The 12,493-nt window shown below is 42.8% G+C and carries 12 protein-coding genes; 3 read left to right on the top strand and 9 right to left on the bottom strand.

Annotated elements, in window-relative coordinates; translation table 11 throughout:
* Positions 1–37 precede the first annotated feature (37 nt).
* Positions 38–418, top strand: a complete 381-nt coding sequence (locus tag MHN32_RS15870; protein WP_211865420.1) for a DUF3224 domain-containing protein — start codon at positions 38–40, stop codon at positions 416–418.
* A 19-nt stretch (positions 419–437) separates the two neighbouring features.
* Here MHN32_RS15870 and MHN32_RS15865 read toward each other — a convergent pair whose 3' ends face one another.
* From MHN32_RS15865 to MHN32_RS15855, 3 genes are all read right to left on the bottom strand, one after another.
* Complete coding sequence (locus MHN32_RS15865) at positions 438–1,055, bottom strand: HAD-IA family hydrolase (protein ID WP_010605585.1); 618 nt, start codon at positions 1,053–1,055, stop codon at positions 438–440.
* Positions 1,056–1,214: 159 nt separating this feature from the next.
* Entirely contained in the window at positions 1,215–3,716 is a 2,502-nt protein-coding gene (locus MHN32_RS15860) for an FtsX-like permease family protein (protein WP_239422308.1), read from the bottom strand.
* The gene (locus MHN32_RS15855) at positions 3,706–4,419 is read right to left on the bottom strand and encodes an ABC transporter ATP-binding protein (RefSeq protein ID WP_010376092.1); all 714 of its coding nucleotides are present in this window, start codon (positions 4,417–4,419) and stop codon (positions 3,706–3,708) included. Before MHN32_RS15855 ends, MHN32_RS15860 begins: the two co-directional genes overlap by 11 nt.
* Here MHN32_RS15855 and MHN32_RS15850 point away from each other — a divergent pair.
* On the top strand, positions 4,418–5,038 hold the full coding sequence (locus MHN32_RS15850; protein ID WP_010605587.1) for an arylesterase: 621 nt from the start codon (positions 4,418–4,420) through the stop codon (positions 5,036–5,038). The two genes, MHN32_RS15855 and MHN32_RS15850, sit on opposite strands and share 2 nt — an antisense overlap.
* Positions 5,039–5,139: 101 nt before the next feature.
* Here MHN32_RS15850 and MHN32_RS15845 read toward each other — a convergent pair whose 3' ends face one another.
* The 6 genes from MHN32_RS15845 to MHN32_RS15820 form a co-directional block, all read right to left on the bottom strand.
* Positions 5,140–5,880, bottom strand: coding sequence for a reprolysin-like metallopeptidase (locus MHN32_RS15845; protein ID WP_010605588.1), 741 nt, complete (start codon positions 5,878–5,880; stop codon positions 5,140–5,142).
* A gap of 16 nt (positions 5,881–5,896) precedes the next feature.
* Positions 5,897–6,598 (bottom strand): hypothetical protein, encoded by a 702-nt coding sequence (locus MHN32_RS15840; RefSeq protein WP_102058179.1) that lies wholly within the window; start codon positions 6,596–6,598, stop codon positions 5,897–5,899.
* A gap of 333 nt (positions 6,599–6,931) precedes the next feature.
* Positions 6,932–7,525: a 1-acyl-sn-glycerol-3-phosphate acyltransferase gene (locus tag MHN32_RS15835; protein ID WP_206471867.1), complete on the bottom strand. Its 594-nt coding sequence runs from the start codon at positions 7,523–7,525 to the stop codon at positions 6,932–6,934.
* A 279-nt stretch (positions 7,526–7,804) separates the two neighbouring features.
* Complete coding sequence (locus tag MHN32_RS15830; RefSeq protein WP_010605591.1) at positions 7,805–8,692, bottom strand: hypothetical protein; 888 nt, start codon at positions 8,690–8,692, stop codon at positions 7,805–7,807.
* A 111-nt stretch (positions 8,693–8,803) separates the two neighbouring features.
* A complete protein-coding gene (locus MHN32_RS15825; protein ID WP_235367092.1) occupies positions 8,804–9,292 on the bottom strand; it encodes a DUF6702 family protein in 489 nt (162 codons plus the stop codon).
* Positions 9,292–11,715, bottom strand: a complete 2,424-nt coding sequence (locus MHN32_RS15820) for a M1 family metallopeptidase (RefSeq protein ID WP_235367091.1) — start codon at positions 11,713–11,715, stop codon at positions 9,292–9,294. The genes MHN32_RS15825 and MHN32_RS15820 overlap by 1 nt, the downstream gene beginning before the upstream one ends.
* A 459-nt stretch (positions 11,716–12,174) precedes the next feature.
* Between MHN32_RS15820 and MHN32_RS15815 the strand changes: the two genes are divergently transcribed.
* Positions 12,175–12,414 carry a hypothetical protein gene (locus tag MHN32_RS15815; protein ID WP_010376069.1) on the top strand — a complete coding sequence of 80 codons (240 nt, stop codon included), beginning with the start codon at positions 12,175–12,177 and terminating at the stop codon, positions 12,412–12,414.
* Positions 12,415–12,493: the final 79 nt, after the last annotated feature.

Here is a 12,493-nt window from a genome sequence, read left to right as displayed (position 1 = left end):
GATCAAACTCTTTTACTATAAAATTAAGGGAAATGCGATGCAACTAACAGGTGTGTACGAAATTATCAATTGGCAAGAAACCACAGAAAAACAATTTGATGATGGTGCCAAACTCTCCAAAGCCGTGGTGAGCCTCAGTTACGAAGGCGAAATTGAAGGCAGTAGCGAAGTTTATTATCAGCTTCACTATGCCGAAGAAGGAGATGTTGAGTTTAATGGCTTTGAAGCAGTAATCGGGTACTTTTCTGGGCAACAAGGCAAGGTTGTATTGATGCACGATGGTCGTTTTAAGCACGGTAAAGCACATAGTAATTTTACAGTGGTACAAAGCGATGTTGATGCTATTGCTGTGGGTGATAAAGGGTCGTTTGAGTCGACTGAGGGAAAAAAGGCAAACTACCAAATAACACATAACTGATAGCTTCAATGTTATTGCGCTAGGCTAAGTAGCGGTGTCTTCTTATGTCTAGCGTGTACAGCGCATCCACTAACTCCGCAAAGTGACTAATGACAACATCTGCTTGCTCTGCGTAGTGAGGTTTGTCATTAGGGGCAAACAAGCATGACGGCATGTTGGCGTTATGTGCCGCCTCTATATCGTAGAGGTAATCGCCAACATAAACACATTGATAAGGTGGCACTTGCCAGGTCTGAGCAACTTGCAGCAGCGCGGCTGGGTCTGGTTTGGCTGGCGCATCGTCTCTTGTTAAAATCAATGGAATTGGCAATCCCGCTGTTTTAAGCTTCAATCGCGCCGCTTTTGCAAAGTTTCTGGTCACAACGGCAAGCGGGACCCCCATTCTCGAAAGGTGCGCAACAGACTCCTTAACCCCAGGAATAACTTCACAGTGCTGTGCGTCACATAATTCATGTTGGTGGACGATGTTCATAGCCTCTTCACGCATGTAAGGTGAAGGCAATGTACTGATAAAACTGAGTAAGTCTTGCCCTACCGGACAGCCAATTTGCGCCCGAATAAGTGAGAAGTCGAGTTCAGATGTCACTAGTGTGCCATCTAGGTCAAAAATAATGCCTTTAACCGGTATCCTATCCATTTTTAATATCCTTTGGTTTCGCATGTGTACTGCGTAGCCCTACTTAAAGGTAGGTACGTAATTGAAGTTTGTAAAGATCAAGACGATGGAGTTTTGCTTTTGCGAGATGAGTGGCTCACTGATGGTAACGGTGAGCCACTTTTTAGTCTTTTCGAAGTTTTATGCGAGTTTGCGTAGTAGCCCTTGCGTGTTTTGTTTCATGGTGTTCGCCACCATAAAGTAACCAATCACAGCGACGAATGTTGCGCCAGTTGCAGGCCCTAATAGCCAAATATAGGGGTGCAAACGGCCATCCACATCGAATGTTTGAACTTGGATCACCAACAGTGCAATGTCACTGACCACGGCAGCTACCAGTCCTGCTAATCCGCCAAGTAATAAAAATTCATAAAGCGTGGCGAGTTTTATCAAACGACCTTTGGCACCGAGTGTGCGCAAGATAACGATTTCCTGCATACGTTCGGCAAGGCTTGCCTGAACCTGAGAAATGAGCACCAAAGAACCGCTGATAAGCACGATACTAAGTACAAAGCTAATCGCCAGTGAGACTTGAGAAATCATCGATTGTGCCTGTTTGAGCTGGCTCTGAATGTCGATCATACTAATTGTTGGATACGCTTTCAAAAACTGACTAATAACCTTAGTGTCTGCTATTTCAAGCTTGGCGGCAGTAAAGTAAGTCACAGGGAATTGGCCGGCGATTTTATCGTTGAATATCATCACAAAGTTAGGTTTCAGTGAGCCCCAATTGACACTACGTAAACTCGTCACTTTGGCTTCAATTGTTTGACTATTGATTAGGAAGCTAAGCGTGTCCCCCACTTTTATCCCTACCCGCTCGGCAAGCCCTTGAGCGACGGAAACTTGAAGCGCATCAGAGTCATCAAACCACTCGCCATCGACTACTTCATTACCCGCTGGCAATTCATCTAACCAAGTAAAATTGAGCTCGCGCCCTACCCCATCACGTGCATCTTCGTCTTTTTCTTCACCCTCTTGCAGTGAGACCCTGCGTGCAAACTCTTCGCCATTTAGCGCATTTACACGACCCAAAAAGACGGGATAAAAATGTTCATGTTTGATGCCACTTTCATCGAGTTTGCTTTGCATTGGCTGAATTTCTTGTTCCATGATATTGATAAAAAACGCATTGGGTGCGTCTTCAGGCACTTGCATCTGCCAATCTGAGATCATGTCATTTTTCAGCACCACTAAAAACAACATTAATTTGATAGCCAGAGCAAAGCTAATAAGCTGTACCGCATTTGCATTGGCACGTTTTTGCAGTGTGGCAATGGCAAGAGACCAACTTGAGCCCGGACTCAACCCTAGTTTTCTGCCCGCTGAAAATAATAGTCGTGAGATCACGTATAGCACGGCCATGAGTAGCAAGGTTGCGCCGAATAAAATCGCGGTGATCTTAATATCGCGACTAAATAGCCACATTAACCCGAAAATTGTTAATACTGAAAGCGCCATATGAATTCGACTAATCGCGATGGTGTCTCCAAGGTTGCGTCTTAGGACGCGCAGCGGCGGGATGTCAAATAAATCTAATAGTGGTTTTAATGAAAACATCATTGCGCATACCACACCCACGGCAATGCTCAACAGCCAAGGCCTAAACCCTGCTTCAGGCAGGGCCGTATCCATAAAGTTAATCAGGTAAGCGGCCCCAACACTTTGCAGCCCGTAACCGATAGCTAGACCGACTACAACGGAAAAAAAGGTCACTAAAGAAAGGTGTAAAAGATAAATACGGCGGATGGTTTTGCGACTACCTCCGAGCGTTTTCATCATGGCGACGGGATCATATTGGCGCTCACAGTAGCGCTTTGCAGAAACCGCCATCGCTACGGCAGCGAGCATGATCCCAAATAGTCCAGCAAGGAGCAAAAAGCTCTCTGAGCGAGCTAAGTTTTCACCTAAGGGTGATTGCCTATCTTTTATTCCCTGCCAAGATTGGTTGCTTTTGAGTTGTGGCTTGAGCCAAGTGTAGTACTCTCCCAGCTGCTGCTCTGAGCCCGAAAATAATAGTCGGTAGAATACTCGGCTCCCGGGTTGAATGGCTTTAGTCACCGCAATATCATCATGATTAATAAGGACGCGTTTGTTCCCCGCCAGCGAGAAGAAAGGGGCATCAGGCTCGCTAATAAGCACCTTACTCACTGTAAACTGCCCTGCCCCTATTTCTACCACATCGCCAATTTTAAGGCCAAGGGAATAAAACAAGCCTTCGCTGAGCCATACATTGCCCTTTTTCGGAGCGGCTTGAACTTGGTAATTCTCGCCATTAAGGCTATCTCTTAAAGTAAGTTTACCTCTAAGTGGATATGTATCTGTCACCGCTTTTAGCGCGCCAAGTATTAACTCATCGTTGGCAAATAACATCGAGTCAAAATACACTTGCTTGGCGGTATTTAAGCCAAACTCTCGTGCTGTGGTCAGTACTCGGTCGTCGAAATCATGGTTGCTCGAAAGCCGCCTGTCAGCAGCGATAAAGTCTGCGGATTTTTGTTCTAGATTCAAACGGATCCGCTCGGTAATGGAAGACAAGCTAAACACAGTCAATACTGCAAGCGCAATTGCAGCTAGGATGATGGTGAGCTCGCCTCGTCTAAATTCCCTAGAGAATAAAGTAAGTGCTAACTTAAACCACATTGACAGCCGCTCCTTGTTTTATTACTTCTAGTTTTCCAGCTTCAATATGAATGATGCGATCACACTGTTGAGCGAGTTGCTCATCATGGGTAACAAGCACCAAAGTGGTGCCATTCTCTTTGTTTAGGTCAAACAGCAAACGCTCGATAAGATGGCCGTTCTTGCTGTCTAAATTAGCCGATGGTTCGTCGGCGAATAGGATTTTGGGTTTGCCAACAAAGGCTCTGGCTATAGCCACTCGTTGCTGTTCGCCACCCGAAAGTTGTGAAGGATAGTGCGTTAGACGATGAGACAAGCCAACTTTTTCTAATAACTCTGTCGCTTGATTTTTTGCACCTTTGTCCCCAGCTAATTCAGCAGGAAGCATCACATTTTCAAGTGCTGTTAAGCTTTGCACTAACATAAATGACTGAAATACGAAGCCGACTTTTTCTGCTCGCAGTTGAGCTCGAGCTTCTTCATCCATTTTTTGTAATGATTCGCCATCTAAATGAACTTCTCCTTTGGATGCGATATCTAATCCGGCAAGCAAACTAAGTAAGGTTGACTTACCTGAGCCTGAAGCGCCAACGATAGCCACGGACTCACCTGACTTGACAGTGAAATCGATATCACTAAGGATAGTGAGATTACCTTCAACGGTAGAGACCTGTTTAGTAAGGCCTTTTACTTGGATCATATTTAACTGAGAAAGCACTGACATGAAGTACTATTTCCTAAAGTTGTTGTTCATACTTGTTATTGTAATGACGCCGTTAAGCGCAAATGCCAAGCAAAAACTCATGATAGTTGGTGATAGCTTAAGCGCCGCTTATGGCCTGAAACAAGATGATGGTTGGGTTAAATTGTTACAAAATAAATACGAAACAGAACAAAATCCGATCGAAATTATCAATGTTAGCGTTAGCGGTCAAACAACAGGTAATGCTGTGGCAAAAATAAATCAGCAATTGAAAACGATTTCGCCTACTCATGTATTAATCGAATTGGGTGGTAATGATGGCCTACGCGGATTTCCTGTAAAAAGGTTAAAGGCAAATCTCACACTGCTGGTGCAATCTAGCCAACAAGCAGGCGCCAACGTTGCCGTAATGGAAATCCAAATCCCCCCTAATTTAGGTCCTCGCTATACCAGTATGTTTACCGAGAGCTACCAACAAGTGACAGAGCAAACCGGTAGCTACCTAATGCCCTACTTTATGCTAGAAGTGGCGGCCAAACCGGAATTAATGCAAAGCGATAACTTACACCCCAACAAAGAAGCGCAACCTCTAATCCGCGACTTTATGTATCAAGAAATCAATCAATGGCTGGAAAAATAAGCATACAAAGCACAAAAAAACCCGCTAAGAGCGCGGGTTTGGGTGTGTTTTAGTTTGAAACTTTAACTTATTGCAGTAGTGCTTAATTAACTACATTGCGATTACTTGAAGTTTGCGATACTCGTTTTAGTCGCATCTACCGTTTTCCAAGCATATGATTGACCAACTACACCATAAGGCACGCCGCCAAGAGACCAGTTCGGGTTAGCAAAGTAGTCGTATTGTGTTGCATTACCAAATACATGTGGATAAGCCATGATACTAGCGAAGTTGTCTTGTACACCGTGGCCCATGCCATCAACGTATACACCACCGCTGGTGTCACCTTGTTTGCGTGAATGCGCTAGACCTTGGTTGTGACCAAGCTCATGTACAAAGGTTGTTGCACCACAATCGATACCTGTAATGCTGAACATACGGTTGCTCATGCTTGAATATAGGTTGCCATTGCTACCTTGACCTACCCAAGCTAGACCACATGTGATGTAGTTACCATTGCGCTCACCTGTACCAAGTACCGCAACCATATCTGCACGCCAAGTATTACGAAGGTTAGCTACATAGCTACTGTTAGTCACAGAATCTAACCAAGCACTCGTTGGTGTGATGTTGTAGTTACCTAAGTTTTGTGTACCTGCAAGACGTAGTTGCAGATCGATGCCATTTTGGCTGTAAACTTGGTTTGTAAACGCAATCAGCTGATTGATTTTAGTATTAATGTTTGACGTAGCAGCCGCAGATTGATCGGTATAAAGAATGCCGATATCGACGGTTACTGCTGATGCGCTTGCAGATAGAGCGAGTGCCGTTGCCAGCGATGCTGCCTTTACTGTTGTTTTCATTGTTTTTCCTTTCTTTTTAGTTAACGTTACTTTTGGGTTGAAAAATATCTTTCTTCACAGAAACTGAGTTATGGTCTGTTTCGTCATGGCTATCATGCGGATGTAGTTCTTCTTCTTTGTGGGAGCGGTATAAGTCTCGCTTGGCAGCAATCCAGCCAAATTGATCTTTTGATTCAAATACATAGTTGCCACTTGGGGCGGTAAGTTGACCATATACGGCGTCTTTGCCTACGGTTAAAACGGTGGTATGGAAACGACCATCAGCACCGGTTACCTTACCAAAAACACTTTTATCGCCGTTTTCCGCTAAAGATATGCCTGTCACTTCTGCTACAAATGACTCTTGTGTTTGCGGAATTAACAATTCAAAGTTATCACCGCCTTCTAATTCTCTTAGTGTAGGTAAGTCAAACTCAATATACGCTTCGTTGCTTAAATCTTGTGGTAAAACCTTTGCGGCTGAAAGCACTGCTTTTGCTTTATTTGATACCTTATTCACAGCGTAAAAGTCGTTGCCCTTTTGTATTGGCGTCGCTGTAGGGGTGACCTGCTCAGGGCTCGATTCAAGCGTCTCATGCTTTGGAGTTGCCTGGTTATCAGTTTCTAAGTTGTGTGAAGCTTGAATTAAATTTACCTGTGAAGGTTGAGCTTCTGGCATCATTTTCCAAAAGGCAATTCCAATAAAACCAATAAGTAATGCAACAATGAGCACTCGCATAATTCACCACGATGACGTTAATAAGTAGTGAAATACTATTCATGATGCGGTCTTCTTATCAACTTTTAATTTACTGAATGTTTTCATTGATGATAGTTGAAATTAAATATCTTCATGATATATATGTATAAATGTCATTAACAAATCTTTACAATGTGAGCGTGTTAAGTGTGTTATGGCTTGTAATTGTCAAGCTAATGTAATCAAAGTGTGCTGTTTCAAAGTGTTTGATTGGATTAGCTTTATTTTTTGAAATAGCTGATAGTTTTATTATTTTTTGTCTGAAATAATGGTATTTCAATTTAATCTTTTGATCTTCATCGATATTTTTATTCATAGTCCTGATGCGTGTGCAGGGTATTTTGCCATTTGTTTTGAAAATTGTAGTTTGACTTGATTAAGTAACTGATCTGGCGTGAGCTCTGTTGTATTGTCGATCGCAGGCATAATAACAAAAGTTTTACTGCGGTAGTCTATTGCCATAGGCACAATGGGGACTTCGGCGGATTGCGCAATGTAGATGAAGCCTTTTTTCCATTCTGGAGTGTATTTACGAGTTCCTTCTGGAGCTAAGCCCAAAATCAATTTGTCGCTGGCATTAAAAATATCGCGAACCTGCGTGACCATACCATGCGGTGTATCTCGCCTAACCGGAATTCCACCCCATTTGCGTAATAACCAGCCAAATGGTGGGGTAAAAATGGTGTGCTTGCCTAAAAAGCGAATTTCAACATCAAGTGCAAGCTTGACAGCAATGCCAATAAAAAAGTCCCAGTTTGACGTATGCGGCGCGACGGCTGCTACAAACTTTTCTTCACTTGGGAAGGTGCCAGCTATCTTCCATCCCATCATCTTAAGCATCAAGCTACCAAGCTTTCGACCAATCGGGCTGTTTGAGCGTGGGATATTGGGTGGAATATTGATCAAGGTAATGGCCTTCTTTATTTGTGTTATTTGTTGGTGGTGAATTCATTCTAGCTGAAAGTTCTAGGGCCTGTTGACCGTTGCTGCAAAAACAAACTTGAAAGATAAACAGGGCTTAGGCACTAAGCGCTGGTGTGCGATGTTATCGTATAAAACGAATTACTGATTAGGCTGATAAATCTACAAAAAACTAGTAGATCCTTTACTTACACATACCAATCCCAAATTAATTAACCAAAGCCGATAATTCAAGTGTCAGTAGCTTATCACGCTGGACTGGGCCTAGTTGGGCGATATGCACTGGTGGATAGGTTGCCAAGTATATTTGGCGTTAAACAGGGTATCCCTTGTGTGACCACTCAAGTTTGGGTTTTGAAGTTTTAAAGCTTTCCTATCCTCAAATTTGGCTTTTGCAATGGCTTCACGAGTAATTGGATGATTGAAAAATAGTCTATCAAACGAGCCGTCTTCTATTGCTTTGTTGAGGCCATAGCTAAGGCGTTCTTTGAGTCGACTATTATTTTTATTGACGAAAAAGTACATAGCAGTGGGATAACAAAACGCGAACCTAGACTCTACTACTGTGCTATCCATGCTTTGTAACTCTGTCCATGGTTCGTGAAGTGCGCGAGGGAAGAGCTCAAAGCGTTTTTCTTCTAACATCTTTGGTAGCAAAGAAGCCATGCTAGTGACTACAACAAAGCCATTTTTTTCGTAGATTGAAGTATCGGGCCAGTCGATACCACTACCAAGCGTGAAACTCATTAATTGGGCGGGAGAGTGAAGCAAAGAGAGTCTTTCTTCGGTATCTTTGTGGATGAGAAATAAACGCGCGCCCATCATTCCTTTTAGTAGCGGCACATATACCGTCGCTAAACTCTTTTCTCTTTTGATGGATGTCATACTCCAGTGAACATCTAAAAGCTTCCCTTGCTCCAAAATTTCTAAGGTGCGTCCTTGAGGGGTATGATCGAAAGAGTTTTCACTGAGTTGGTAAGCGCCATATTTATCGCGGCTCTTATTTAGAGCCAGCCTTAATAACGCGATGTAGTAGTCTTGTTTTGGATCTGCAAATTCTTTAGAGATGTTATAGCGCACTAAATCGTTTGCACAGACGCTAAATGACGTCAGTAATATGCAGGTCAACACCAGCTTTATTGAGGCTATCATTCCTTTTCCTCATCGTGCATTAAAAAGTATTCTTTAACTTTAGCGCAGAACTTGAGTTGATAAAGTAAAAAAGGCACCGGAGTGCCTTTTAACTTTAGCGAGTTAGATAACCTAAAACGTGATGCTTAGCCAATCATCATTACCATCAAAGTGCAACGACCTGACTTTTCCTTTGCCTTCAAAGTTTACTAAATTGACTTGTTCTGACCACACATCTCTGAGTGCATTATGGCGCATTTTAAGTTCATTTATTGGTGAGAACAGCGGTGTTTCTTGATATACCCAAAAAAATTGGCCATCAATTTCCGCACCAACCAAATTTAAGGGCAGCACTTTACCTGCGCCTGTTTTTAATTCAACGCGCTTACTGACATAATTCGCAAAGCTTACTCTATCAGCAACATTGTTAAATATATCGGCATTGTGACTAAATAGGCTCTCTACCGCATGCTCAGTATCATGGAGATAGAATCTGTGCATGATTTCGATATTACCACTGCGTTCGTTAAATAACACCGTGGTGACCGCTGCTTTTAATTGGTGCGCTTGACAAAGCGGTGAAATCAGCACAAATAAACAGGCTAAGCGCCAGGTTTTCATTAGTTATCCTTTTTCTCTTCAAGTGGTTTTAGCTCGGCTTTAACGTCTTGCATGATATCGCGATACACTTTACCTTCACGTTCTTTCTTTTTATAGAGCTCTAGGCGAGATTCTATAATGCGTCTTGGGTAATGGTTATTCTCAATATCAACGTCAGCAGTTTCCCACCGCGGGTCAACGGTCACGGACGCAAGCGGTTTATCTTTATCTGTAATAATTAGCTTGCTGACGTTACGGGCATTGCGACGCCAAATCTCGGCAGGGATAGTCCGCTCTTCTTTGCTACCATCTTGGTACGTGAGCTCAAGTAAGATTGGCATCACGAGTCCACCGACATTACCAAACTTAAGTACGTAATAGTTTTTGTCTTCTTTTACCGCGCGCTCAAGAGTACGTTTTTCCCAAGGTTTAAGCTCAGATAAAAACTCACGATACTCATTTCGTTCTTCATTGGTTACCGTAAACTGGTCATTACTATCGTAAAAGTCTGTTATGTCTTGGTTTTTATCAATCCAAAGTGCGCGCCCTTGTTCTTGATTGCGTTTGACGAATAACGACATTGGTTTGTTCTTTTCAAACTCTCGTAGGCGGCCAAAATCGATGTCTGGGTTTTTGGTGTCCAACCGCAATTGATAGATTTTATCTAATGAGATATCGACATGATCTGTGCTGTAAAACCAGCCACGCCAGAACCAATCTAAATCGACCCCAGAAGCTTCCTCCATCGTTCTAAAGAAATCTGCTGGCGTTGGGCGTTTATATTTCCAGCGTAGGGCATATTCTTTAAATGCAAAATCGAATAGCTCACGGCCTAAAATCACCTCGCGCAGAATATTAAGCGCTGCAGCAGGTTTCGTGTAGGCATTTGGACCGAGATGCAAGACGCTGTCTGATTGCGTCATGATTGGAGACTGATCTTCAGATTTCATGTAGGCAGCAACATCTCTTGGCTCAACGCCCCAAGGAATGGTGGGATCCCATTCGCGGCCAGCAACGCCATCTAAAAAGCTATTGAGGCCCTCATCCATCCATGTCCATTGGCGCTCGTCTGAGTTGACTATCATAGGGAAGTAGATGTGCCCTACTTCGTGAATGACAACGCCGATTAAAAAACGTTTCTCGGCCAGTGAATAGGTGCGAGAGCCATCATCTTGCAATTTCGTACGCGGACCATTGAAAGTGATCATCGGATATTCCATCCCACCGACAGGACCATTTACTGATTGCGCGGTTGGATAGGGGTAATCAAACGAGAAGCGTGAATAGACTTCCATGGTATGAATAACGGCTTCGGTGGAGTACTTTTTCCACAAGTCACCCCCCTCTTTGGGGTAAAATGACATGGCCATCACGAGAGGCTGCTCGTCACCACCTTGCTGATAGCCTTTAGCATCCCACATAAATTTACGTGATGAAGCCCAAGCAAAATCTCGCACATTCTTGGCCTTAAAGCGCCACGTTTTGGTGTCGTCTGTACCCGCTTTTTCGTTCTCTAGCGCTTCTTCTTCAGTAACGACGAATACCGGGCGTTTTGCTGTTTTTGCTTGCGCTAGTCTGTCACGCTGGGTTTTGCTCAGAACTTGCTTTGGGTTATCTAACTCACCGGTTGCAGAAACGATATGATCGGCCGGCACCGTGATTTCAACGTCGTAGTCACCAAACTCGAGCGTGAATTCACCACTGCCAAGAAACGCCTTGTTGGTCCAAGCTTCATAATCTGTATACGCCGTTAGGCGAGGGAACCATTGCGCGAGCAAAAAGATGTCATTACCGTCTTTTTCAAAGTGCTCATAACCCGAACGTGCGCCAACGGCATCTTCTTCAACAATATTAAAGGCGAAGTCCATACTAAATTGTAGATCTTTACCTGATTTGAGTGGTTCGTTTAGGTCAACACGCATCATGGTATCAACAATCGTGACCTTGAGCGGTTTACCGCGACCGTCCTTGACATTATTGATGATAAAACCAAGCTCAGTGTCATCCATAAACTGCTGGCGTCTGAGTTGATTTAGTGAAATTTTTGCATGTTTTGTAACCGGATTACTCTGTAATTCGTTCCCAAAAGTTGCTGTGCGTTCAGCAATTGAATCATTTTTGAAGATATTTTGGTCTAATTGTAGCCATAAATATTTGAGGGTGTGAGGAGAGTTATTTTTGTAATGTATGGTCTGCGTAGCGGTTAACCTTTTGGCTTTCTCGTCCAAGTTTACATCAATATCATAATCCACCTTTTGTTGCCAATAACGCTCTCCGGGCTCACCGGCTGCGCTGCGGTAGATATTTGGGGTCGGTAAAGTCTCATCTAATTGGCGAAACTTATCTTCAAAATGCCCTTTGGTTTGCGAAATGGCGCTGGCGTGTGCGACACCGGATAGCGCTAGTGCAACCAATAAAGGCATGGCTGGTGTTGATTTTTTCATTGTTATTTCCCATTTTATCGTGCCAAAGCATTGACCAATAAACATTTTTATTTCAGTTTTTGCTCGGAGTGAGTAGAGGGGATTTGCATGGTGACAAAGGAAGACAAATAAAACCTTCTACGTGTCAATAAACTGACAAATAAAAACACATAAATCAAAGTTTTGAGATAAAGTAACAAGATTTAGGCACGACTGAAATTACGCTGTTTTGAGTGTTTTTTAATCTGTTGTTTTTGATAGAAAAAATACAATGCTCAAAAAAATTAATTTGTATGCCAAAAAGGTATTTTGCTGGGTTATTGTCTACATTTTATAAATAAATAAAGAAAACAAAATTAGTTGTTGATATTGACCCAAGTTTGTCTTTAAAATCGCGCACTTTACAATCTATGGGTAAAACTGGCGTTAGTTTTGCTCTGTACTAAATACCCGTTTAGCGAATCAAATGTGGTGGGCAGTATGGATTTCTACATACTAAAAAAACAAGAGAAGTTTGTTGCAATTCCTGCAGACGAACAAAACTGTAAAGATTATTTAGATGACGGCTATTTTTATGTTGATAAAGTAGCTGCCTGTAACGAGAAATCGGCGATTAAACGCGTGCAAGATAAGCATAGTCGTGTTTTCAAGTTACCTGCTAAATTCTTTTTACTGGCATTACCTATAATCATTTTTGCTTGGTGGCAGTTGACTCACTAAGCTGTTAAAGCGTCAATATTCACAAGACGAATATTGCTCGACGATGCTATATTAGCGTTTCTATAGGAAAAGGAACGCT

Source organism: Pseudoalteromonas sp. Of11M-6 (assembly GCF_022347905.1).
In the GTDB taxonomy this organism is placed as follows: domain Bacteria; phylum Pseudomonadota; class Gammaproteobacteria; order Enterobacterales; family Alteromonadaceae; genus Pseudoalteromonas.
This window is presented reverse-complemented; position numbering and strand designations above follow the sequence as displayed.